A 23,141-nucleotide genomic window follows, 5' to 3' on the forward strand; every position below is an offset into this window, starting at 1 on the left:
CCGCTACCACGCCCGGCCCGCCGGAGACGACCGGCCACTGGTCACCACCAGCATCGCGACCGTGACCACCGAGATCCACCCCCAGCCACCCCGCCACACCCGCGGCCAGCCACCGCAACCGGACACCACCCCGGCAAGCCACCCGGCGCTCACCCGGCCCGCCGTGCCACCACCGGACACCGACCCGACAGCACCGGACCAGCCATCCCACCGCCCGGCACCCACCGCGACCGACGTCCTGGACCTCCTGCGCGGCGATCCTCACCGCGCCTGGCACAGCCGGGACATCGCCCGGATCCTCCACGTCACGAACATCAACAGCTTCCGCACCCGGATGTCGCAGTGGGCCCGCCAGGGGCTCCTCCACAAGACCGACCGAGCGACCTACACCCTGACCTCAACACCCTTGACAGCAACCGAGATCACTTAACTACGCGGCCTTGCGTCTTGTCGACGGAGCATCGACCAGCTGCGGCGGCGGCTGCGGCTGCGCGGACGAGCGGAGCGGGGCCGGCCGCGACGGGAGCTCCGGGTGGACGAGGTCGACCGCGACGGCGGCGCTGTAGAAGGCGAAGACGTCCTCGGCTGGCAGGCGTAACAGGCTGATCGTCTCGCTGAGCGTGCAGGCCTGTCGAGCCCACAGGGCCGCGACGCTCATCGCGCCCGGCGTCACGATCAGCCGGGTGAAGTTGGGCCACTCCCACAGGGCACACGGGGTGTCGAGGGGCGTGCCGAGCGGCAGCCTGCCCCGGGACGCTCCCAGCGCGAGCTTCCACAACAGGACGTCGAGCGGCACCATGCCCGGGTGGTTGACGTCGTACTCGGGTGCACGCGAGAAGACCAGACTGGCGCGCTGTGGGAGGTCCTCCGTCCCGGCGTACGGCCGCAGGCTGTCCTCGCCTCCGTAGACGACGGCGGTGAGACTACGCGGGTAGACGGCGATTCCCGGCCAGTCGCCCTGGATGTACACCGCCTGGCCGCGATCCGCTGCCTGGCGCCACGCGGACGCCACCAGTCCCTGCAGGTACCGCGCCGGGTCGTAGCGACGAACCGTGATAGGCGGTTCGCCGCGGGACGACGCCGCGGCACCGGCCCACGGGTACGGGGCCGGCCGTGCTGGCCCGGCGCCGTATCGCGGCGTCGGGAGCTCCACTCTGTCCGCCCTGTGGCCGTCCACCCGTCGTCTCCCGCTTTGTAGTGATCCAGCACGCGGGGCGGCCGGCTGTGCCCCCACCGGCCGTTGTCAGCCATTGTTTGGGGCCTGTCCCGCTCGTTCGGCGCACACGGTTCAGAGGTCCAGAGGTTCTAAAGGGCCGCGGACAGCGCCTCAGCACCCCGGCGCACATCGAGAAACGTCGTGCCAAGCTGGGCGTTCGGTCGGGTGACGACCACCAGAACGGTCTCCGGGCCCGCCCTGGTGAGCAGCACATGACCGCGCTGGCCCCGGATGAGGATCTGGTCGAGCGCGCCGCGGTTGAGCTCCATGCTCGTCTGCGTGCCCAGGGCGAGCATCGCCGCGCTCATTGCGGCCACACGGTCATGCTCGAACTCGGGTGGCAGCATCGACGCCATGAGCAGGCCGTCCATCGAGACCAGCGCGGAGGCCTCGATGTCCTCGGACGACGCGTTGAGCTCGCGCAGGATGGAGGTCACCGACTGGTTCCGCACGTACATCTCCAACCTTGTCGATGGTCCGTCCGGGGAAACCCAGGGGTCGACACTCCATGTCACACACGACCATCGTTCCGTGGTGTGGCTGACGGCTTCTCCCAGCGTCAGCCAGGCTTGGTCGGCATCGTACGCAGGATATTCCGCTATCCGATGCCCACAGCTCTCGGGGCCGCTGACCAGCGAAAGCGGCGTCCTCGCGCATCGGTGTCGTGCCGTGCGGCAACCGAACACGGCGCCGTCGCGCGGCTGGGACGTCTCCGCGGAAGGCCCCGACGGAAAGTCCATGTCGGACGGGTGATGTCGACCGCCAAGGCCGGTTTGTCCGCCGCGGACAGGTACCGGCCGAGGGCGGCTCGGCGAGCGTGACCTCCGCGGAACGTCTCCGGCGGACGAAGGCGGCCGGTCACGATGCTGGACGAGGAGGGCAGTCCGTCGCGGCACCGCAGCACGTCGAAACGGTCGTGGCGCAACCGGGCACCGACCTCGACGACATCGCAGCCCGCCGAGGCGGAGGCCTACGACGGCAGGCCGCTCGCCGCTGGGCAGCCCGTCGCCGCCGGGCAGCCGTTCGGCGCGGGGCAGCCAGCCGAGGCAGCGCGGCCCGCCTCCGGCGCACGCCTCGCGGATGTCACGACGCCATCGCGGGTGCGGCCAGCCGTAGCAGGGCCGCCGGATGATCCGTCCCCGAATGATCCATCTCCGGACCGCGCGCCGGAGCCACGCAGGTCAATCGAAACCGTTCAGGACAGAGGTGCATCGGTGAGTATTCAGTCGGAGCTGTCGCGCGTGGTGTCGGAGCTGCGGCGGTCGATTCCAGAGCTGAACGGCGCCATGGTGGCGTCGGTGGACGGGCTGTCCGTGGCGCACGACTTCCCTGAGCCGGACGCAGAACGAATGGCGGCGATGGCAGCGACGGCTCTCGGTCTGGGCAAGCGCATCTCGGACCGGACCGGACTCGGCGAGATGCAGGAGACGGTGGTCCGCGGTGACCACGGCTACCTGGTGGTGTACGCGGCGGGTGAACAGGCGGTGCTGGTGCTGTCCGGTCCGTTCAACTCCAACCTCGGCCTGATGCGGATCGAGGCCCGCGCGGCCTCCACCGAGATCAGCAAGCTGCTCAGCTGAGCGCGGCGGGACGGCGGACCTCGGATCAGATGAAGACCGGCCGTGGGTGACGGCGGCGCGCTCCCGCGGGGTTCAGACGGCCGCCTTCTCGAGGATGTGCACACCGCAGGCGCTGCCGAGGCCGATGACGTGGGCGAGGCCGACCCGGGCGCCGGCGATCTGGCGGTCGCCCGCCTCGCCGCGCAGATGGGTGGCGACCTCCCAGACGTTGGCGATGCCCGTCGCCGCGATCGGATGGCCCTTCGACTCCAGCCCGCCCGACACGTTCACCGGGGTCGTGCCGTCCCGCCAGGTCGCGCCCGAGTTGAAGAAGTCCACGGCGCCGCCCTGCGGGCACAGCTTCAGGTTGTCGTAGTGGACGAGCTCCGCGGTGGCGAAGCAGTCGTGCAGTTCGACGAGGTCGAGGTCCTCCGGGCCGATGCCGGCCTGCTCGTAGGCCTGTTCGGCGGCGACACGGGTCAGCGTGTTGACGTCGGGCAGGACCTGGCAGGCCTCCTGCCAGGGGTCGCTGGTCAGCACCGAGGCGCTGACCTTGACGGCGCGGCGCTGCTGTTCCAGTGACAGGGTGCGCAGCTTCGCCTCGCTGACGACCACGGCCGCGGCGGCGCCGTCGCAGTTCGCCGAGCACATCGGGCGGGTGTTCGGGTAGGCGATCATGACGTCGTTCATGATCTGCCCGAGGGTGAACCGCTTCTGGTAGGCGGCCAGCGGGTTCAGCGTCGAATGCGCGTGGTTCTTCTCCGAGATCCGCGCGAACAGCTCGAAGCTGGTGCCGCCGTACCTGTGGCCGTACTCCATCCCGATCTGCGCGAACACGCCGGGCATCGTCTCGGTGCCGACCCGGCCGTCGAGCGCGGCGACCGCGCCGAACCGGCCCTTCGGCGCCCAGGTGTCGCCCTCCGCCTCGCGGGCGCCGCCGGCGAGCAGGCCCGCTCCCGACAGCTTTTCCGCGCCGACCGCCAGGCCCACCTCCGTCTCGCCGGCCCGGATCGCCATGACCGCGACCCGCAGCGCCGTCGCGCCGGTGGCGCACGCGTTCGCGACGTTGAACACCGGGATGCCGGTCTGCCCGGTCTGCTTCTGCAGTTGCTGGCCGAAGGAGCCGCCCCGGCCCATGAGGTTGCCCGCCGCGAGGACTCCGACATCCCGCATGCGCAGGCCGGCGTCGGCGAGTGCGCCCCGGATCGCCTCGACGCCGAGGTCGACCGGGTCGAGCGTGGGGTGCTTACCGAACTTCGTCATGTGGATGCCGAGGATCCAGACGTTCTCCGCCACGACTTCTCCCGTTCGTTCTCTTCTCGCGTGTGCCGTCAGGCGGCCGGCTCGAACCCGTACCCGATCGCCTCGACGCCCGCGGCGTCGGTGCCAAGCGACGTCGTGGTCAGCCGCAGCTTCATTCCCAGCCGGACGTGCTCCGGGTCCGGCGGAACGTTCACGACATTGCCGCGGACGGTGGTGCCGCCGCAGTCGACCACCCCGGCCACGAACGGCACCGGCACCCCGGGCGCGGCGAACGAGACGATCGTGAACGCGCGCAGCTCGCCTTCGGTGGGCACATCCACCACGCGGAACTCGGCCTGCTCACAGGAGGCACAGGCGTTGCGCCGATCGAAATACCTGGCCGCACAGGTGACGCATTCATGCGCCACCAGATGCGGTTCGCCTTCCAGCACCAGGTAGTCGACCAGCGGGATCCGCCGGCCGGCCAACGACTGCTCGGACGTCATACCTACTCCCGGTTGTGGATTCGGTGCGCGCTCAGGAACCTCAGAACGCCGGAACCTCAGAAGACGAGCGCGCCACGCAGGATCTGGCCGGCCGCCAGATCAGCGTAGCCCTCGTTCACCTGATCAAGGGTGTAGGTGCGGGTGACCAGCTCGTCCAGTTTGAGGATGCCGGCGGTGTAGAGGTCGAGCAGCTTCGGAATCGCCACCCGCGGGCTCTGGGAACCGTACAGGCAGCCGCGGATCTGCTTGTTCGACATCGCGAGCATGAACAGGTTGACGTCGGCCTGTTTCTGGGTGATCGGCGCGACCGCGGTGATGACGCAGGTGCCGTCCTTCGCGGTCAGCGCGAGCGCCGGTTCGAGCAGCTCGGAGTGCATCACCGAGTAGGCGCAGATCACCGAGGTGCACATGACCCCGTCGGTGAGCCGCCGGATCTCCTCGGTGGCCTCGGCCAGGGAGGCGAACGCATGGGTGGCCCCCAGGCGCAGCGCCTGCTCGCGCTTGAACTCGACCGGGTCGACCGCGAAGACCTGCCGTGCGCCGGCGATCCGCGCGCCCTGGACCGCGCTGACGCCGATTCCGCCGATACCCAGGACGGCGACCGTGTCGCCCGGTTTCACCTCGGCCCGGTTCACCGCCGAACCGAAACCGGTGGCGACCCCGCAGGAGACGAGCGCCGCGGCCGTGAACGGAACCTCCGGGTCGACCTTGACAATCGACGTCTCGGCCAGCAGCTGGCGCTCGGCGAAAGCGCCCAGCTGGGTGTAACGGGCGACCGGCTGATCGCCGAGGCGGTGGGCGATACGCCCGTCCGTCATCATTCCGATCGCGAACATCTTCGCGCCGTCGTTACAGAGAAAGGCCCGGCCCGTCCGGCACCACTGGCAGGCTCCGCAGGACGGCACGAACGACAGCGCCACATGGTCCCCCGGCTGGACCGAGGTGACCCCCGGGCCGACCTCCTCCACCACGCCGGCGCCCTCGTGGCCGCAGATCAGCGGATAGTGCGGCATCGGCATGTCGCCTGTGCGGGCGTGCTCGTCGGAATGACATAATCCGCAGGCGCGAAGGTCGACGAGAACCTCGCCAGCCCGCGGGCGATCGATCTCGACCGTCTCGATTTTGAAATCCTGGCCGGGGCCGTGGAGCACCGCCGCGCGTGTACTGACCATCTGGCAGCCGCCTTTCGTGAACCCGCGTCCTCGACGGGCCGGGCAGTGGGCGCTTCCGCACCGTAGAAGTATGTCGAGGTTGACGTCAAGTTCGACTTGGCGCGCCCAGGAAGGCCTTGCTCAGGAAGGCCTGACAAGAGCACGCACGACGTGGGTGTTCACAAAGACGCGCTGCTGCTGCGGCGACCAGGTGGACCACGGCGGCACCATCAGGATGGACCCGACCGCGATCAGCCATCGAACGGTCTCACGCACATCCAGATCCTCGTACAGCTGGCCGCTCTCGCTCCACCGGTTCAGCAGCGGCTCCAGGTGCCGGTACACCGCGTCGACGATGGGCTCAGCGGTCAGTTCCCGCAGCTCCACCGCGGAACGGCCACCCTCGGAGAACAGAGCCTCGCTGATGGTGTCCTTGTTCATCATGGCCATCGAGTCGACGAACACCGCCACGAGCGAGCCGGCCGCATCCCCCGGGTCACGCAAACCGCCCAGCACCCCGCTCATGGCCGCGTCGACCCGGCTGAGCAGGACGGCGAGGATCAGCTCGTCACGGGTCTTGAAATACCGGTAGACGGTGGAACGCGAGACTCCCGCCTCGACCGCCACCTCCTCAACCCGGATCCGGCCGGAGCCACGCCGCAGGACACAGCGGACCGTCGCGGCGACGAGCCGCCGTCGCGCCTCCTCGTCGTCGAGCAGCGCACTGTCACTGCCCCACCACCCCGGTGCGCGCTGCCCCCCGTCCTCGTCGCCCGTGATCACCGTCATGGAGCCATCGTAGAGCCGCCTGGTCCGACCTTTGGGGTGAAGCGAATGAGACACCCGCAATAGTTCGACGCGCCATGTGACATCTAGTAGTTTTTGTCTCAAGTCAGGGGTCCACGGCGGGTCACGGGTCATGGGCCACGGCGAGAGGGCACCGGGCGACGAGAGGAGCACGCGCATGCGGGCGGCCAACGAGGTGTTCATCGGCGGGAAGTGGGTTCCGGCGACGTCGGAGCGTCAGCTCGAGGTCCGGTCGCCGAGCACCGGGCAGGTCATCGCCCAGGTCCCGGACGCGGACACGGGCGACATCCAGGCGGCGGTCGCAGCGGCGCGCCACGCGTTCGATCACGGGCCGTGGCCCGGCCTGCCGCCGGCCGAACGAGCCGCGGTCATGGCCGAGTTCCTGGCCCAGCTGGAAATGCGCTCCGACGAGCTGGCGCGGACGATCACCCTGGAGAACGGCACGCCCACGTCGCTGGTGAGGCCGGGCCAGGTCGACAACGGCCTCGACGTCCTGCGTTTCTACACCGAGGCCGCGGCGGCGCTGGCGGTGGAGACGCCGCGCGCGGGCCGCTACTCCCCCGTCGTCGTCCGCCAGGAGCCGGTCGGGGCCGTCGCCGCGATCGTCCCCTGGAACGTCCCGTTCTTCCTCGCCGCGATGAAGTTCGCCCCCGCGCTGGCCGCCGGCTGCACGGTCGTGCTCAAGGCCGCGCCCGAGACGCCGCTGCACGCGAACATCGTCGCGGCGGCCGCCGACGCCGCGGGCCTGCCGGCGGGCGTCCTGAACGTGCTCGCCGCGGGCCCGAGCGGCAGCGAGCAGCTGGTCACGCACCCGGGCATCGACAAGATCGCGTTCACCGGCAGCACCGCCGTCGGCCGGCGCATCGCGAGCCTCGCCGGCGACCAGCTCAAGCGCGTCACCCTCGAGCTCGGCGGCAAGTCCGCGGCGATCGTGCTCGACGACATCGATCTGCAGGCGGCGATGGCCCGGCTGATGACCGTGAGCCTGTTCCTGAGCGGGCAGTTCTGCACGGCCCAGTCGCGCATCCTCGTCTCTGCCCGGCGTTACGACGAGGCGGTCGAGCGGTTCACCGCCATCACGACGAAGCTGCGGGTCGGCGACCCGGCGGACCCCGCGACGTTCCTCGGCCCGCTGATCTCGCAGCGCCAGCGGGACAAGGTGCTCGGCTACATCGAGACCGGGCAGCGCGAAGGCGCCACCCTCGTCGCCGGCGGCGGGGTACCGGCCGGCCTCGAAACCGGCTGGTACGTCGAACCGACCGTCTTCCGCGACGTCACGCCGAGCATGCGGATCGCCCAGGAGGAGATCTTCGGGCCGGTCGTCGCGTTCATCCCCTACGAGGACACCGACGACGCGGTCGCGATCGCCAACGGGACGCCGTTCGGCCTGCACGGCACGGTGTGGACGGACGACGTCCAGCGCGGGCTCGCGGTCGCGCGGCGCATCCGGAGCGGAACGTTCGGGGTCAACGGCCTGTCGCTGGACCCGGCGGCGCCGTTCGGTGGGATGAAGCAGTCCGGTCTGGGCCGGGAGCTGGGGCCCGAGGGGCTGAGCTCCTACCTGGAGCCGAAGACCATCACGGTTCCGGCCGGCACACAGCTGCCCGGCCTGCCCGGCTTGCCCGGACGACCTGGTCTGCCCAAAACATCTGGAACAGTTGCAGAGGTTGGAGAGGACGGCCGATGAGGTTGCAGGGTGCGTCCGCGATCGTGACCGGCGGGGCCGGAGGGCTGGGGGCGGCCACCGTCCGCCATCTCGTCGGGCTGGGGGTCGCCGTGGCGATCGTCGATCTGGACGGCGAGCGCGCCGACGCCCTCGCCGCGGAGCTCGGGAGCATGACCGTGGCCGTCCCCGGCGATGTGACCGTCGAGGCGGACGTCCAGGCGGCCATCGCCGCGGCGCGGTCGCTGGGCACCCTGTCGTACGTCATCAACGTGGCCGGCGGCGGAACCCGGCCGGCACGCACGGTCGCCCGCGACGGCAGCCCGCACGACCTGGAGACGTACGTCGCCACCATGGCGAAGAACGCGGTCGGGACGTTCAACGTCACCCGGCTCGCCGCGGCCGCGATGGCCGCCAACACCCCCGACGAGGACGGCCAGCGCGGGGTCGTGGTGAACACCGGCTCGCTGGCCGGGCTGGAGGGCCAGGCCGGCCAGGTCGCGTACGCGTCGGCGAAGGCGGCCATCCTGGGGATGACCCTGCCGCTCGCCCGCGACCTCGCGCCGCTGGGAATCCGGGTCTGCGCCATCGCGCCGGGAACCATCGGCACCGAGCTGATGCGCAGCGCGTCCGCGGAACTGCAGAACAAGCTGGTCGCAAGCATCATCTTCCCGCACCGCATGGGCCACCCGGTGGAGTTCGCCCTGCTGGTCGAGGCGATCCTGCGCAATCCGTATCTGAACGGCGAGAACATCCGGCTCGACGGCGCACAGCGATTCCCGGCCAAATGAGCGGCCGGGAGCCAGGAGGAGGCAGCATCATGAGTCGCGGGCTACCCGAGGCGGCGGACGACCTCTATCGCGGCGCGTTCCTCCCCGACCTTCTCGTCGGCGCACTGCGGCGCGACCCGGCGAAGCCCGCCATCTACCTCGGGGAAAGCATTCTCACCGCCGGGGCGCTGGCCGCCCGGATCAGTCAGTACGCGCAGGTCTACACGGCGCAGGGGGTGCGGCCCGGCAGTGGCGTGGCCATGCTGTCCACGAACCGGCCCGAAGTCCTCTACTCCATGGGCGCCTACATGGTCACCGGTGGGCGCAACACGGCGCTTCACCCGTTGGGCTCCCTCGACGACCACGCCTATGTGCTCGCCGACGCCGAGATCGAGACGTTGGTTTTCGACCCGTCCTTCACCGAACGTGCCGCCGCGCTGCGCGAGCGGGTACCGACCCTGAAGCGGCTGCTGTCCTTCGGGCCCAGCGACGTCGGCGCGGACCTGGTGGCACTGGCGGCAGGCTACGAGCCACGCCCGCTGACCGTGCCCCGGCTCGACCCGGAGGCGATCGCCGCGATCGCCTACACCGGTGGGACCACCGGCCAGCCCAAGGGCGTCATGTCCACCTACCGCGGCAGCGCGGCGATGACGCAGATCCTGCTCACGGAGTGGCAGTGGCCGAAGGAGCTGCGCCATCTCGTCTGCACGCCGCTGAGCCACGCGGGCGCGCCGTTCATCGTTCCTGTGCTGCACCAGGGCGGCTCCGTGGTCGTGCTGCCAAAGTTCGACGCCGGCAAGGTCCTCGAGGCCATCGAACAGCACCGCATCACGTCGGTTTTCCTCGTTCCGTCGATGATCTACGCTCTGCTCGACCATCCCCGGTTCGACGAGACCGACCTTTCCAGCCTCGAAACGGTGTTCTACGGCTCCTCGCCGATGTCGCCGGGCCGACTGCGGGAGGCAATCGGGCGGATCGGCCCGGTCTTCTTCCAGTTCTACGGGCAGACCGAGGCCCCGCAGACCGTGTTCGTGCTGCGCAAGGAAGAACACAACCCGGACGATCCGGCCCGGCTGGTCTCATGCGGGCGTCCGGTGTCGTGGGTGCGGGTGGCTCTGCTCGACGACCAGGGTGAGCCGGTTCCCGACGGCGAGCCCGGTGAGATCTGCGTCCAGGGGCCACTCGTCATGAAGGGCTACTGGAACAAGCCGGAACAGACCGCGCAGGCACTCGCCGGCGGCTGGCTGCACACCGGCGACATCGCCCGGGTCGACGAGCACGGTTTCTACACGATCGTGGACCGCAAGAAGGACATGATCGTCAGCGGCGGCTTCAACGTCTTCCCCCGTGAGATCGAGGACGTCCTCTCCACGCACCCGGCGGTCGCCGCGGCGGCGGTCATCGGCGTCCCCGACGACAGGTGGGGCGAGGCCGTCCGGGCGGTCGTCGTGCTCCGGGACGGCGCGTCCGTCGCGGCGGAGGAACTGGCCGCACTGGTGAAGGAGCACAAGGGCTCCCACCACGCCCCCAAGGGTGTGGACTTCGTCGACGCGCTTCCGCTCACCGCGGTGGGGAAGCCGGACAAGAAGGCGCTGCGCGCACGCCACTGGTCCAACACCGACCGCAGGGTCGGCTGAGGCGGAAGACCGTGAAGTGCCGGCCGGGCCCGTCAGTCCTCGGCCGGCCCTTCGGCCTTCTGTGCCGGCGGCTCGGCGAGCGGCCGAGCGCGCTCGGCCGCGACGATGTCGCGAGACAGCTGGTCCTCGGACACGTCGATTTCTGTACGGGCCCCGACCGAGTGTCATGCGCCGCCTCACACCCGCGGATCCCACCGACGACGCCGACCTCTTCACTCAGGTGGCACAGGCGCGTCACCCAGGAGTCGCGCAAGGGGTGACGCGGGCGCTGGTCAGCCGCTACCGGGACGCCCGCCCCCGATCGGTGGAGCCGCGCGGCACCAAGCCTGGTTCGAAGACCACATCGGCTGACCCGCCAGGGTTGTCGACGACGAGCTCGGCGGCGCGGCGGCCCATCTCGTACGAAGGCTGCGTGATCACCGAGAGCCCCAGCGCGGTCGCCCAGGGGAAGTCGTCCGTCGTCAGAAAGGCGATGTCGTCGGGGATGGTGAGGCCGCGGCCGGTCAGAGCCGTGTGCACGGCGACGGTCAGGCGGCCGGTGGTGCAGACGATCGCGTCCAGTGGCGTTCCCCGGCGCCGGGCTCCGTCAAGGAGGGCACCCACTGCCCGTTCGGCCTCCCGCTCGGTCTCGGCGCAGGCCTCCGCCTCCCCGGGCAGCGTCAGGCCGTGCTCGGCGAGGCCCCTGCGCAGGCCCGCCACCCGTTCCCGCTGCGCCGGGCGGTCCCCAGAGGTGACCACGCCGAGGGACGTCCGCCCGCGCCCGGCGAGATGCCCGGCCATCAGGGCTCCGGCGGCCGCGTCATCCAGCCGAATCGTGTGGAGGCCGGCCGGTGGGTCCACGAGCCTGCGCGCGACGACCACACAGGGCGTGCCGCCCTCGGCCATCCGGCGGATGCGGGTGTCTGTCTGGTCCCCGGTCGTGACGATCAGGCCGCGCACCCGGTGCTCGTCCATCATCTGAATCAGAGCGGTCTCGTGGTCGCGCTGGCGGAACGTGTTGGCGAACATGACGAGGCTGCCGTTGGCGGCGGCGACGTCGTCGATCCCGCGGATCAGATCGAGGAAGAAGGGGCTGCTCAGGTCCCGCATGACCACGCCGATCGTGCTGGACCGGCCGGCGAAGACGCTCCTGGTGAGCGCGTTGGGGGTGTACTCGAGCCGGCTCACCGCCGCCCACACCCTGCTGGCCGTCTCCTCGGTGACGGCACCGCCGTTGAGGACCCGGGAGACGGTGGCCGCCGAGACCCCGGCATCGGCGGCCACCTCGCCGATGGTCACTCGCTTCGCCATGGTCGCCGCGAGTCTCCCTCCCACGGACGGTGGCGCGAGCCGTGACCGCACGCCGCTCGGCGACGGTCCCGACGCCGCTACGACGGTATCGCGCCGACCGCGGGGCCAGGCGCCGCCCGGAACCGCTCGAACCGGAAGGGTGCCAGGGCCTCGTCCCGGTCGAGGCCGAGAACCTCGTCCGCCACCAGCCCGCCCGCGTGCAGGCACAGAGTCACCCCGCTGTGCGAAACGGCGAAGTGGAAGTTCGGCAGGTCCGCCGCTCGTCCCAACACCGGCAGGCCGTCTCCGGGAATGGGCCGCTCGCCGATGCGGATGCCGTCCACGGCAGCGTTACGCGCCGCCGGGCACAGCGCGCGCCCGGCCTCGAGCAGACGCCCGACGGCTGTGTCGTCGGCGACGACCGGCCCGCTGTCGGAGGTTCGCACTGCCTCGTCCAGCGCGGGTGAGTGCATCAGCAGCCCCCCGGCGCCGTCCGGCCGCAGGTGGACGCGCGGCGCGTGCACGACCCGGGAAACCGGCGGCGCCACGGCCGACACGCGGACCAGCAGGCCGCAGGTGTTGCGCATCGGCAGGTCGAGACCAACGAGTTCGGCGATCACGCTGGCACGGGGCCCGGCGCAGTTCACGACCGCCGCGGCCGCCAGGGTTCGGCCCGATGCCATCCGGACGGCGTTCACCTGGTCGGCGGATGTCTCCAGGGCGGCCACGCCGTCGCCGGTCAGCAGCTCGGCGCCATGGGCGGCGGCCACGGAAAGCAGGTAACTGATCAACCTCTCCGGCGCGACCCACCCCTCGTGGGGAAAGAAGGCGATCTCGTCCGCCGGCAGCCCGGCGGGGTCGATCCCCGGTTCGATGTCCGCCGCCTCGGACCTGCTCAGCCATCGGACGTCGTAACCGTCGTCGAGGAGCCCGGTCACCTTCGCCCGCAGCGTCTGACGCGCCTCGTCGTCGCCGGCCGCGGCCCACTGCAGGTTGCCGCTCCCGTGGTACCAGTCGGCCCCGGTCGCCCCGGCCGCCCCGGCCGCCCCGGCCGCCAGGCGCCGGTGTGCCGCCAGGCCGGCGACGTTGAGGTCCCGGTAGGGCCCGGCGGGCTTGGCTGAGGCGTTCGTCCACGAGAACGTCGCCCCCGAGGTGCCGTGCGCGGGCAGACCCGCCTCCACCACGACCACGCGCGCCCCCCGCCGCGCCAGCGAGGCGGCCACCGCAGCCCCGTAGACCCCAGCACCGATCACGATCACGTTCGCTGCCATAGCCGTTCGTCCTTCCTCGCCGTCGTGATTCCGGCGCGTGGTCCCGCACAGGCGAAGCACATCGGATGAAACTAGTTTCAGAAACTAGTTTCACGGAGTCAAGCGGTCTTCTCGGGCGGATGTCCCACCCAGAGAGCGCCTCCCCCGGCGGCCGAGCATCACGGCTCGGCAGGTACAAACGAGACAGGACTGAGATCACAAAGCTCGCCACGATCAATGACGGACTTCCCGATCCCCATGCCAGCGCGGCGGGTGTCGCTCGGCCCCGCCTATGAGGGCGGCAGGGCCTGGTCGGCTATCTGTCGTAGCGTCGCCGCCCGCGAGGCTGCGGCCTCGCGGGTGTCCGGGTGATCGTCGCCGAGCACCTGCCGGCGGCCGGAGAGCACCATCTCCTCGAGTGCCTGGGCCGCTGGGCTGTCGCCCAGTGCGTGCAGCACACGTGCCAGGTCCGCCGCGGACCTGAGCGTGGCCGGGTGATTCTCACCGCGCATTCTCTGCTCTCGCGCCAGTACCGACTCGGTCAGAACTCGGGCCGCGGGATAGTCGCCGAGATCAAAAAGAACGTCGGCGAGTTCGGCGGACGCGATGAGCATACGCGGGTGATCGTCGCCGACGGCATCCCGGCCGCGGGCGAGCACGTCTTCGAGCAGCACGCGGGCTTCCTGGTGGGCGCCCATCTCCCGCATCGTTCCGGCAAGGGTGACAGCCATGCTCAACGTGTCGGGATGATCAGCACCCAGGATGTGCTCACTTCGGGTGATCGTCCTTTCCAAGAGGGTGCGCGCGTTACCGTGGTCGCCAGCGGACCGCAGCATCTCGGCAAGATGCCACGCCGACTTCAACGTATGGGGATGGTCCTCACCGAGAACCATCCGACGGCGGGAAAGTACCGTTTCGACCAGCACGCACCCCCCGTCGCGATCGCCATTCGCGTAGAGTGTGTTCGCGAGGTCCGCCATGGCGGCCAAGGTGTCCGGGTGATTCTCACCGAGTACCTTCCGGCGGCCGGCCACCACCATTTCCCCCAACGCCCGAGACTCCGGATACTCACCCATGATCCGCAGCCTCATCGCGAGGTGCGCCGCGGCAGTCAGCGTCCGAACATGGTCGTCGCCGAGGATCGCCCGACGGCCCGCGAGCACCCGCTCCTCCAGCGCTCGGGCCGCCGAATAGTCGCCCTGCATACCCAGCGTGTTGGCGAGACTGCCAGCGGCGGTCAGCGTGTCCGGGTGGTCGTCGCCGAAGATTTCCTGCCGGAGGGCGAGCACCTTTTCCTCCAGCGTGCGGGCCGCTGCCCAGTCACCCAGGTCCCGCAGCGTCCCGGCGACATCGCTGGCGGCCTGCAGGGTGTCCTCGTGGCCCTCCCCGAGGCTGGTCCTCCAGCGCCGGTAGGTGTCACGGCTTAACGCCAGGCTGGCCTGGTAGTCGCCGGACACGCGCAGATATCGCCCCAGTCGCAGGATCAGATGACGGCCAGCCTTCTCGTCGCTGTCAGCCAGGTCCGCCGCGAGCGCGTGCGGCAGCAGCTGCGCGTGGGTGGGCCAGCTGTCGGGCGAACCGGGGTCGCCAGTGGCGGCCACGACAAGCAACCGATGCAGCGTGCGTCGGGCCATGCCACGCAGGTCGGGTGGGGTGTGCTCCCGCAGCACGGCTTGGACCAGCCGGTGCAGCACCACGCCCTCCGGGCTCACACGGACGAGACCCATCGCAGTCAGGATCTGGATCAGCCGGCCCAGGAAAAGCGGGTCCGTCGCCGCGGGAGCCAGCGGGGGCGGCAGCAGCCCGACCGCGTCAGGACCGATGAGGGACGCGGGAATCGGCTCCGGTCCGCACAGTGCCCACAGCCGCAGGAGCCACACCGCAGCGGGATTGTCGAGTCGATCGACGGCCAGCGTCCAGGTCGCCGCGACAGGCACCGGGTAACTGACCGGCTTTCCCTCGGCGAGTACCTCTCGCGTGCGCTGCCCGACGAGCCGGCAGTACGTGTCGACGGTCATACCGGACTGGCTGAGCCACGCGGCCGCCTGCTCCACCGCCAGCGGCAGATCGCCCAGAAGCTTCGCCACCCGACCGGCCGATTCCTCCGGCAACCCGGGCATCCGCCGGCGCAGCAGTCTCACCGCGTCGGTCCGCGGCAGCACATCCACCAGGGCCGCCTCCGCCAGCCCCGCCCAGGTCGGATCGCGGGACGTGACAAGCACATGCCCGCCGCGCCCAGCCGCCCGCAGCACCGCGAGGAGCAGCGCCTCACCGCCGTCGCGCTTCGTGCCTTCGGGCGGTGCACCCGCGTTGTCGACCACGACAAGCCACCGTCCGGCCCCTCGCGCGCCAAGCAGATCGACCGCCCGGCTCGCCGACTCCGCCGCCCTGCCTTCGACGGCGACTCCCAGCCTGACCGCGAGCGCCGCCAGGCCGCCGACCAGTTCCGCGGGCCGCTCCGCTGCCACCCACCACACCAGGTCGTACTCGCCCCGGAAACGGTAGGCATACTCGACCGCCAGCTGCGTCTTGCCGACCCCGCCAAGCCCGTGCAGCACCTGCGCACAGGCTGCCCCCGAACTCGCCCCGGCAAGCCGCATCCGCAGCCCAGCCAGCTCCTGTTCCCGCCCGACAAAGTTCGGGTTCGGCGGCCACGGCACCTCGAACAGCGACTCCACCTGACCGGAGGCGTCCGAGGTTTCCGCTCCGAACACCTTGTTCGCCGGATAGAGCGCCCCGGCGAGCGCAAGCAGACTCGCCCGGCCGCCGACAAGCGCGCCCGCGCGCAGCAGCCTGGAGACCTCCCCCCAGAACTGCTCGGCGCCCTGGACCGGCCAAGCCGGATGACGCCCCCGCCCCAGACCCGCCCATTCCAGCAACTGGCCAGCAGACACCGGATCGGCAAAGACCTCACCGAGTGCCCGGATCTGCTCCGGCGACAGGTCGTCCGCCACCCACCACCCCGCAAAGCCCACATGTACGCATCACGGCGCAGCCGTCACCGACGGCGATCAGCATTCCACGTGGAAGTTGGCAGGCGCGACCTGCCGAGAGCTTCGCCGGCCGCGCCTGCCCTTTTGAGCACCTTCGATTGTTACGTTCGACGTGCGGTGAGGATGAGCCGTCCGGCACCTGGCTCGTAGAGCGCGCCGTCCGGCCCGGCGTACCGCCTGATGGCAGTAATCCGCCTACGCGGCCTCGCCCGACGCCCGGCCCGCCGCCCTCTCCGGCGGCAAGGCCCAGCGGGTGGCGCTGGGCCTTGCCGCGGACAGTGCACGCGGCGGCCAGCCCATGCGGCACAGCCGTACTGTGATCATCCAGGTGCCTATACCGACCCCAAGGCAACCGAACAGGACCACGAGCGGAGCCGCATGGGGCAGCGCCCATTCATACACAGCGAAATGCGTCAGGTAGGTGTACAGCGACGCGTTCGACACCGACGCGGCGACGGCAACGGCCGCCCTCGGCAGCAGCAGGCGTGGCAGGAACATCATCGCCAGCAGACCGGCGCCGACGATCGTCTCGCGGATCGCGTCGTCGAAGTAGCCCGGCAGCATCCCCGCCGCCACCGCGATGACGAACACCTTGCGCCGCCCGGTCGTCGCCCGCTGCGCGGCCCATCCGAGCACGAAGAACCAGAGCGCCCCATGGGTGACGTAGAGCCGGGTCGGAAACCCACCGCTCACATCCGGGTCCGCGGCCAGGCTTGCGACCAGCGCCGCACCGAGCACGGCGACGGCCACGGCGAAGTCGTGCCGCCGTTCCAGGCGGCGCACGGCCGGGATCGCGAAGAGCGCGGCGAGCACCAGCAGCGTCTGGACAAGAACCTCGACGAACCAGTACCCGGGCACCCCGTCCCGCGCGTAGTTGTCGACGAGCAGCACGTTGGTCACCGAGCCCTCGCCACTGGTGGCGATTCGCCCGGCGAGCCACAGCATGGACGGGACGGCTATCCGCGCCGCACTGCGCAGGAGCCGCCGGCTGACGCCGCGTTGCCCTGGGACGAGACCGAACCGGGCGCAGTTCCACCCGGCGGCGACAAGCAGCAGGTGCGCGCCGCCGAGCAGGCTGAACAGCCCGATGTGGTTCGAGACGACGAGGACGATCGCCGCCGCGCGCAGCACGACGTCCACCTCGACGGCGCGCAGGCCGCGCGGCGCGCGAGCCCCGGCCGGGCCGACGTCGGTGGCGGGCTCGACCCCCATCCGTTCCAGCTCGCCGACGGGAATGGTCGGCCAGCCCGACGGGAGCCAGCCGAGGGCGCGCTCGATCTCCAGCGACAGCTGGACATAGGTGAGTGAGTCGCCGCCGAGGTCGACGAACGTCGCCGTGTCGGGCACCTCCGGCCGGTTGAGGACCTCGCCGAACCGGATGCGCAGTCGCGTCGGTGGGTTGTCTGTGGTCACTGGGTCCCGCGGCGCGGCGACCGCGGCGACCGCGGCGACCGCGGGATAGTCGACCTTCCCGTTCGGACGCCTGGGCAGCCCTGGGACGACCACCACCCGGGCCTGGCCGGCAGGGAGCCCGGTCTGGGCCTGGATCGCCGCAGCCACCTCGACCCGGATCTTCTCGGTGCGGGCCTGCCCGGTGCCGACCGGCTCGGTGTGGGTCGTGGTGGCCGCCGGCCCGGCGGGGTCGGCGGGGTTGGCGGGGTCGGCGGGGTCGGCGGGGTCGACGACGGCGACAAGGACATCGTCCACGCCGACGCAGGCCGCGGGGTATCCCAGCTCGGAGAGGAGCCGTTCCACGCGGTCGAGGTCGATCCGCAGGCCGAACGGTTTCACGAAGCGTGAGCCGCGACCAACCAGCTCGTAGAGCCCTCCCGGGCCTCGCCGGGCCAGGTCGCCGGTCGCGAGGGCGTCAACGACCTGGCCCGCCGCCAGGTCACGGGCGTTTTCGGCGTAGCCCATCATCACGTTCGGCCCGCGGTACACCAGCTCGCCCGGCCCATCCGCGGGGTCATCGCCGCCCGGGAAGGTGGTGCCTGGAGCACTCGGGCGGGGACGCACGATCTCGAACGAGCCGCCGGGGATGGGCCGGCCGATCGCACCCGGGTTGCTGGCGGCCAGCTCCGGCGGCAGGTATGCCATCCGGGCCGTCGCTTCGGTCTGGCCGTACATGACGAAGAACCGCCAGCCGCGGCGCTGCCCGAGCTCGGCCAGCTCCCGCACTCGACGCGGCGGCAACGCGCCGCCGGCCTGCGTGATGTAGCGCAGGCTGGGCAGGTCCATCGCCGCGAAGTCGGCCCGCGCGAGCAGGTCGAAGGTGTACGGGACGCCGTGCAGGCTTGTGGCGCCGTGGTCCCGGAACATCGCCCAGAACGCCTTGCTGACGACCGACGTCCCGGGTAGCAGCAGGGCGGCGCCGCGCAGCAGGTTGCTGTTGATGACGGACAGGCCGTAGCAGTAGTTGAACGGCAGACTGACGGGTGCCCGGTCCGACGCCCGGATGTCGAGCACCGTGGCGATCGACTCGGCGTTGGCCTGCACGCCCGTCGCCGACAACCGCACCAGCTTCGGTGACCCGGTCGACCCGGAGGTGGACAGCAGCAGCGCGAGCGCCGGGTGCGGATCATGGGCCGAGCCCGGCCGCCGGTGCGCCAGCCGCCACCCGGGAGGGCCCTGGCGCAGCAGGACGTCCGGGTCGTAGACCGACACCAGCGGCTCGACGGACCGGTCGTCGGGGCCGCTGAACAGCACGGGGTGCCCGCCAGCCAGCGCCGCCAGGTAGGTGACCAGCGGCTCCAGCCCATCCGAGGCAGCGATCATGACAAGGCGGCGTCCCGGCCCCAGCCGCGCGCCGACCTCGTCGACTCGGTCCGCCAGCTGGTCATAGGTGAGCGCCTGCCCGTCGGCGCTGACCACGGCGAGCGCGGAGCCGTGGCGGCGCAGGTCACGGGCGAACGGCACCCCGCACAGGGTGCCGGCCTCAGCGCCAGCCGCGGTGCTGACGCTGAGGCGGATCCCAACGCCAGCGCCGGCAGCAGCGCTGACGCCCGTCAAGTTGCATCCGAATCCGCGGGAGCGGTCGCCGTCGCGGGGCCGCTGACACGCACCCCGACCCGCTGACCTGCGGCCGGGAGATGGTGCGCGGCGCAGCGGGCGGTGACGTCGACGTCGCCGGACGGGGTGCCGACCCGCAGGGCGAGCAGACCGTCGGCGCCGCGGAAGTCGGCGGTCAGGACCGTCGCGTCGGTGTGCCCCGCGCCAGGCTCGGTGATCTCGACCTGCTCGGGGCGGAGGAAGACCCGGCCGGTCCCGTGCTGGTCGTGCCGCAGTGGGACGGCCCCCAGCGGGGTGTCGGCGACGGTGCCGCGAAACGCCGCAGGGACCACCGTCAGGTCGCCGACAAAGGCCGCGACCTGGTGGTCCACGGGCCGGTGGTAGAGGCCGGTCGGGGTGTCCTCCTGCAGGATCGCGCCATCACGGAGCAGGGCGACCCGGGAGGCGATGGACAGCGCCTCGACGCGGTCGTGCGTGACGAGGACCGTGGTGGTGCCGGTCGCGGCGAGGGCGGCGGTCACGGCCTGCCGGGTGGTGGCGCGCAGCTCCGGGTCCAGCGCGGAGAACGGCTCGTCGAGCAGGATGACGTCCGGCCGGGGGCGAGGGCGCGGGCGAGCGCCACCCGCTGCTGCTCGCCGCCGGAAAGCTCGTGCGGGAACCGCCGGAGGTAACGCTCGGGGAGGCCGACGAGGTCCAGGAGCTCGCCGACATCGCGACGGTTCCGGCGCGACCGGCGCGCCCGCCAAGGCTTGCCGAAGGCTATGTTGCCGGCCACGGTGAGATGCGGGAAGAGGCTCCCTTCCTGAGTGACGTAGCCGATGCGACGCCGTTCCGGTGGGACCTGGCGGCCGGGGCCGGCGACGAGACGGTCGCCGATCGTGATCGCGCCGGCGTCGGGGCGGTCGAAGCCGGCGAGCAGCCGCAGCAGGGTGGTCTTGCCCGAACCCGAGCGCCCGACCAGGGCGGTGAGGCAGCCGGCGGGGACGGTCAGATCGACGCCGTCGAGCACGGTCTGGGCGCCGTACGCCTTGCGTATGGCGGCGGCGCGCAGCACGTGGCCGGCCGGTGCCGTGCCGGGTACGGCCGGCCCCGTTTCCGGCCCGGCTGTCTCCAGGCCCGGCGTCTCAAGCCCTGGTGTCTGAAGCGGTGGCGTCTGAAGCGGTGGCGTCACGGGCCCCGGTGTCATTGACCCCCCTCGGAGTGTCGGCTGCGGCGGGTCAGCAGGAAAGCGGCCGGCGCGGAGATCGCGATCATCAGTAGGGCGTAGGGCGCCGCGGCGCCGTACTGGACCGCCGTCGACTCGCTCCAGAACTCGGTGGCCAGCGTGCGGGTGCCGATCGGCGCCAGCAGCAGGGTCGCCGTGAGCTCGGTGGTCACCGCGAGGAAGACCAGCGCCGCGCCCGCGCCGATCCCGCGCGCCATCAGCGGCACGGTGACCCGGGCGAGCACGCCGGCGGGCCCGACGCCCAGGGATCGCGCGACGTCGTCGAGTGCCGGCGGTGTCTGGCTCAACGTCGAGCGCAGGCTGACCGTCGCCCGCGGCATGAACAGCACCGCGTATGCGGCGAGAAGCATCACCGTGGTCTGGTAGAGCCCGGGCGTGTACCTGATCGCGACGGTGACCAGCGCAAGCGCCACGACGATGCCGGGCAGCGAGTTGCCGATGTAGGTGCTGCGCTCGACAAGCCGGGTGAGCGCGCCGCGCCGGCGCTCGGCGAGCCAGGCGACCGGCAGCGCAAGCACCGTGGTGACCGCGGCACCGAGCAGGGCGAGGGTGGCGGTGCCGGTCGCCGCACCCAGCAGGTCACCGGCGGGGAACGCGCTCGAGCGGCTGGTCGCCAGCCAGTACGAGATGCACCCCAGCGGCAGGCCGACGGCTGCGGCGGCCAGGGCTGCCAGCCCGACGGCCGCGAGCGGGGCGGCGCGCCCGAGGCGGTGGCGCGGCGCCCGGCGGGAGGCACCGGCGCCCGTCCGCGCGTACCGAGTTCGGCCTGTCAGCCACAGGTCACCGCCGAGCAGGACGAGGCAGAGCAGGACGAGGACGCCGGCGAGCGCCGTGGCGCCCGACCCGTCGAAGGTGGACTGGTACTGGTCGTAGATGGCGGTGGTGAACGTGTCGTACCGCAGGTTCTGCAGCGCGCCGAACTCGGCCAGCAGATGCAGGCCGACGAGCAGCCCGCCGCCCAGGACGGCCGGCCGCAGCAGCGGCAGCTCGACCCGCGCGAACGTCGCCCACCGGCCCCGGCCGAGCGACCGGGACACCTCCGCGAGGGTGGGGTCGGCGCCGCGCAGCGCCGCGGCGACCGGCAGGTACACCAGCGGGTAGTAGGAGAGTGTCGTGACGAGCACCGCCGGGCCGAGGCCCCCGAACGACGGGGACAGCGAATACCAGCCGAAGCTGTTCACATAGGCCGGTACGGCGAGCGGCGCCGCCATCAGCCCCGTCCACAGGGGACGCCCAGGCAGGTCGGTGCGTTCGACGAGCAGCGCCGCCACCGTTCCCAGCACCATGCACGCCGTCGTCCCGAACGCGACGAGCAGGACGGTGTGCCGCAGCAGCTCGCCGACCCGTGGCCGCCACAGCAGGTCGCCGAGATCGCCACCGGTGGCGGCGATCTCCACCGCCACATAGCCGAGCGGGACGAGGGTCAGCGCGGCGACAGCGAGCGCGCAGGCGAGGCGAAGTGGCGGGTAGCGCAGCCAGCCCCGCGGATCCGCCGCGAGGCTCGGGGTCACAGGAGCCCCACCTCCTGCATCTCCGTGACGATCGTCGGGCCGTTGAGGGTGTTGGGGTCGACGGTCGGCGCGTCGAGCTGGTCCAACGGGGTGAGCCTGGCGTTCGCCGGGATGCCGGAGCCGACGGTGTACTCCAGTGCGTCGCCGTCGGCGAGCAGCTGCTGGCCCTCAGGTCCGGTCATGTAGGCGAGGAACCGCTGGGCCTCGGTCGGGTGGCTGCTGGACTGGAGCACACCGCCGCCGGAGACGCTGACGAACGCGCCCGGGTCCTGCTCACCGAAGAACTCCAGCTTGACCTTGCTGCTGTTCGCGCCGCCGTCGGCCTGGTCGCGGTACCAGTAGTAGTGGTAGGTCACGCCGCCCTCGATCTCGCCGGCGTTGACGGCGCGCAGGATTGTGTTGTTGCCGCGCAGGATCCTGGCGTTGTCCTTGATGCCCTGCAGCCAGGCCCGACCCTCGTCCTGGCCACGCAGCGCGTAGACGGCGCTGACGACCGCCTGGAAATCGGCGCCGCTCGGGGACACGGCGTACCGGCCCTTCCACTCCGGCCTCGCCAGATCAATGATCGACTTAGGCAGGTCGGCGGCCGGGATCTTACCGGGGTTGTAGATGAACACCGTCGACCTCGCGGCGACACCGACCCAGTCACCCTTGCCCGACGAGTACCGTGCCGGCACCTGGGCCCTGGTGGCGGCATCGACCGGGGCGAACAGGCCCTTGGCCGAGACGAGGGACATCGCCGGCGAGTTCTCGGTGATGAAGACATCCGCGGGCGAGGATTCACCCTCGGCGACGATCTGGTTCGCCAGTTCGAAATCGCTGCCGTTGCGGATATCCACTTTGATGCCGGTCTTCGCGGTGAATCCGTCCGCCCACGCCTTGCCGACCTCGTCGTGCTGCGCGTTGTAGAGCACCAGGGCGCCGTCTGGACCCGAGGACGCGGGCGAGCTGTCGGACCCGCAGGCAGCGAGGGCCAGGCCGGTCCAGGCAGCCACGGCCGTGAGAAGCAGACGTCGGGCGGTCGGCACGGGGGACTCCTTTGACAGATGACACCTGACGAAAGGAGGTTAGGCTCAGTTAATATCGACCGAATCCCCCTAAAATTCGGGGGTCGAACGTGCACACGCGGAGGGCCGTGAACCGATGGCATCATCGTTGTCACTCCTGGTGATTGACGATCATCGGATATTTGCCGAGGCACTCTGCCTGGCCCTTGGCCTCGAACCCGATGTGCGCAGCGTGGCAAAGGCGCACACCGGCCGGGACGGCCTCGCGATGGCCGCGGCCCTCGACGTCACCGCCGCCGTCGTCGACCTCGACCTGCCCGACCTCG

Annotated in this window: 18 protein-coding genes and 1 pseudogene; 5 read left to right on the forward strand and 14 right to left on the reverse strand. The window is 71.3% G+C overall.

Annotation, left to right across the window (positions count from 1 at the left end):
- A pseudogene (locus tag FREUN1FDRAFT_RS29195) lies at positions 1-430 on the forward strand (hypothetical protein); the annotation flags it as partial.
- Here FREUN1FDRAFT_RS29195 and FREUN1FDRAFT_RS29200 read toward each other — a convergent pair.
- Together FREUN1FDRAFT_RS29200 and FREUN1FDRAFT_RS29205 are read right to left on the reverse strand one after the other, a co-directional pair.
- Entirely contained in the window at positions 431-1,153 is a 723-nt protein-coding gene (locus FREUN1FDRAFT_RS29200; RefSeq protein ID WP_232295471.1) for a hypothetical protein, read from the reverse strand.
- 152 nt (positions 1,154-1,305) lie between these two features.
- Complete coding sequence (locus FREUN1FDRAFT_RS29205; RefSeq protein WP_006543902.1) at positions 1,306-1,674, reverse strand: roadblock/LC7 domain-containing protein; 369 nt, start codon at positions 1,672-1,674, stop codon at positions 1,306-1,308.
- A gap of 756 nt (positions 1,675-2,430) precedes the next feature.
- On the opposite strand from FREUN1FDRAFT_RS29205, the gene FREUN1FDRAFT_RS46900 reads away from it, so the two are divergent.
- On the forward strand, positions 2,431-2,796 hold the full coding sequence (locus FREUN1FDRAFT_RS46900) for a roadblock/LC7 domain-containing protein (RefSeq protein ID WP_006543903.1): 366 nt from the start codon (positions 2,431-2,433) through the stop codon (positions 2,794-2,796).
- Between the two features lie 72 nt (positions 2,797-2,868).
- On the opposite strand, the gene FREUN1FDRAFT_RS29215 is transcribed toward FREUN1FDRAFT_RS46900, so the two are convergent.
- The 4 genes from FREUN1FDRAFT_RS29215 to FREUN1FDRAFT_RS29230 all read right to left on the reverse strand — a co-directional run bounded on the left by FREUN1FDRAFT_RS29215 (position 2,869) and on the right by FREUN1FDRAFT_RS29230 (position 6,463).
- Positions 2,869-4,071, reverse strand: a complete 1,203-nt coding sequence (locus FREUN1FDRAFT_RS29215; RefSeq protein ID WP_006543904.1) for a thiolase family protein — start codon at positions 4,069-4,071, stop codon at positions 2,869-2,871.
- A gap of 35 nt (positions 4,072-4,106) precedes the next feature.
- A complete protein-coding gene (locus FREUN1FDRAFT_RS29220) occupies positions 4,107-4,523 on the reverse strand; it encodes a Zn-ribbon domain-containing OB-fold protein (protein ID WP_006543905.1) in 417 nt (138 codons plus the stop codon).
- Positions 4,524-4,579: 56 nt separating this feature from the next.
- Entirely contained in the window at positions 4,580-5,695 is a 1,116-nt protein-coding gene (locus tag FREUN1FDRAFT_RS29225; protein WP_006543906.1) for an NDMA-dependent alcohol dehydrogenase, read from the reverse strand.
- A 120-nt stretch (positions 5,696-5,815) separates the two neighbouring features.
- Positions 5,816-6,463 (reverse strand): TetR/AcrR family transcriptional regulator, encoded by a 648-nt coding sequence (locus FREUN1FDRAFT_RS29230; protein ID WP_006543907.1) that lies wholly within the window; start codon positions 6,461-6,463, stop codon positions 5,816-5,818.
- Between the two features lie 175 nt (positions 6,464-6,638).
- Between FREUN1FDRAFT_RS29230 and FREUN1FDRAFT_RS29235 the strand changes: the two genes are divergently transcribed.
- From FREUN1FDRAFT_RS29235 to FREUN1FDRAFT_RS29245, 3 genes are read left to right on the forward strand one after another with little or no spacing between them, the layout of a single operon-like run.
- Positions 6,639-8,168, forward strand: coding sequence for an aldehyde dehydrogenase (locus tag FREUN1FDRAFT_RS29235; RefSeq protein ID WP_006543908.1), 1,530 nt, complete (start codon positions 6,639-6,641; stop codon positions 8,166-8,168).
- A complete protein-coding gene (locus FREUN1FDRAFT_RS29240; RefSeq protein ID WP_006543909.1) occupies positions 8,165-8,935 on the forward strand; it encodes an SDR family NAD(P)-dependent oxidoreductase in 771 nt (256 codons plus the stop codon). The genes FREUN1FDRAFT_RS29235 and FREUN1FDRAFT_RS29240 overlap by 4 nt, the downstream gene beginning before the upstream one ends.
- Before the next feature lie 29 nt (positions 8,936-8,964).
- Positions 8,965-10,551, forward strand: coding sequence for an AMP-binding protein (locus FREUN1FDRAFT_RS29245; protein WP_006543910.1), 1,587 nt, complete (start codon positions 8,965-8,967; stop codon positions 10,549-10,551).
- 279 nt (positions 10,552-10,830) lie between these two features.
- Here FREUN1FDRAFT_RS29245 and FREUN1FDRAFT_RS29250 read toward each other — a convergent pair whose 3' ends face one another.
- From FREUN1FDRAFT_RS29250 to FREUN1FDRAFT_RS29280, 8 genes are all read right to left on the reverse strand, one after another.
- Positions 10,831-11,841 (reverse strand): LacI family DNA-binding transcriptional regulator, encoded by a 1,011-nt coding sequence (locus FREUN1FDRAFT_RS29250; RefSeq protein WP_006543911.1) that lies wholly within the window; start codon positions 11,839-11,841, stop codon positions 10,831-10,833.
- 77 nt (positions 11,842-11,918) lie between these two features.
- Entirely contained in the window at positions 11,919-13,091 is a 1,173-nt protein-coding gene (locus FREUN1FDRAFT_RS29255) for an FAD-binding oxidoreductase (protein ID WP_006543912.1), read from the reverse strand.
- A 269-nt stretch (positions 13,092-13,360) separates the two neighbouring features.
- Positions 13,361-16,024 (reverse strand): FxSxx-COOH system tetratricopeptide repeat protein, encoded by a 2,664-nt coding sequence (gene fxsT / locus FREUN1FDRAFT_RS29260; protein WP_006543913.1) that lies wholly within the window; start codon positions 16,022-16,024, stop codon positions 13,361-13,363.
- A 234-nt stretch (positions 16,025-16,258) separates the two neighbouring features.
- The gene (locus FREUN1FDRAFT_RS29265; protein ID WP_006543914.1) at positions 16,259-19,072 is read right to left on the reverse strand and encodes an AMP-binding protein; all 2,814 of its coding nucleotides are present in this window, start codon (positions 19,070-19,072) and stop codon (positions 16,259-16,261) included.
- Entirely contained in the window at positions 19,069-19,593 is a 525-nt protein-coding gene (locus tag FREUN1FDRAFT_RS45385) for a TOBE domain-containing protein (RefSeq protein ID WP_006543915.1), read from the reverse strand. Before FREUN1FDRAFT_RS45385 ends, FREUN1FDRAFT_RS29265 begins: the two co-directional genes overlap by 4 nt.
- Complete coding sequence (locus FREUN1FDRAFT_RS45390) at positions 19,590-20,243, reverse strand: ABC transporter ATP-binding protein (RefSeq protein ID WP_198144520.1); 654 nt, start codon at positions 20,241-20,243, stop codon at positions 19,590-19,592. Before FREUN1FDRAFT_RS45390 ends, FREUN1FDRAFT_RS45385 begins: the two co-directional genes overlap by 4 nt.
- Before the next feature lie 11 nt (positions 20,244-20,254).
- On the reverse strand, positions 20,255-21,808 hold the full coding sequence (locus tag FREUN1FDRAFT_RS29275) for an iron ABC transporter permease (RefSeq protein WP_006543917.1): 1,554 nt from the start codon (positions 21,806-21,808) through the stop codon (positions 20,255-20,257).
- Positions 21,805-22,836 (reverse strand): iron ABC transporter substrate-binding protein, encoded by a 1,032-nt coding sequence (locus tag FREUN1FDRAFT_RS29280; RefSeq protein WP_006543918.1) that lies wholly within the window; start codon positions 22,834-22,836, stop codon positions 21,805-21,807. The genes FREUN1FDRAFT_RS29275 and FREUN1FDRAFT_RS29280 overlap by 4 nt, the downstream gene beginning before the upstream one ends.
- Between the last annotated feature and the right edge of the window lie 305 nt (positions 22,837-23,141).

This window comes from Parafrankia sp. EUN1f (assembly GCF_000177675.1).
GTDB lineage: Bacteria > Actinomycetota > Actinomycetes > Frankiales > Frankiaceae > Parafrankia.

Bases quoted from the DNA above. Each gene is read 5' to 3' on its own strand.
- FREUN1FDRAFT_RS29205 (WP_006543902.1), bottom strand. From the start codon at position 1,674: ATGTACGTGCGGAACCAGTCGGTGACCTCCATCCTGCGCGAGCTCAAC.
- FREUN1FDRAFT_RS29220 (WP_006543905.1), bottom strand. From the start codon at position 4,523: ATGACGTCCGAGCAGTCGTTGGCCGGCCGGCGGATCCCGCTGGTCGAC.
- FREUN1FDRAFT_RS29225 (WP_006543906.1), bottom strand. From the start codon at position 5,695: ATGGTCAGTACACGCGCGGCGGTGCTCCACGGCCCCGGCCAGGATTTC.
- FREUN1FDRAFT_RS29230 (WP_006543907.1), bottom strand. From the start codon at position 6,463: ATGACGGTGATCACGGGCGACGAGGACGGGGGGCAGCGCGCACCGGGG.
- FREUN1FDRAFT_RS29235 (WP_006543908.1), top strand. From the start codon at position 6,639: ATGCGGGCGGCCAACGAGGTGTTCATCGGCGGGAAGTGGGTTCCGGCG.
- FREUN1FDRAFT_RS29240 (WP_006543909.1), top strand. From the start codon at position 8,165: ATGAGGTTGCAGGGTGCGTCCGCGATCGTGACCGGCGGGGCCGGAGGG.
- FREUN1FDRAFT_RS29245 (WP_006543910.1), top strand. From the start codon at position 8,965: ATGAGTCGCGGGCTACCCGAGGCGGCGGACGACCTCTATCGCGGCGCG.
- FREUN1FDRAFT_RS29250 (WP_006543911.1), bottom strand. From the start codon at position 11,841: ATGGCGAAGCGAGTGACCATCGGCGAGGTGGCCGCCGATGCCGGGGTC.
- FREUN1FDRAFT_RS29255 (WP_006543912.1), bottom strand. From the start codon at position 13,091: ATGGCAGCGAACGTGATCGTGATCGGTGCTGGGGTCTACGGGGCTGCG.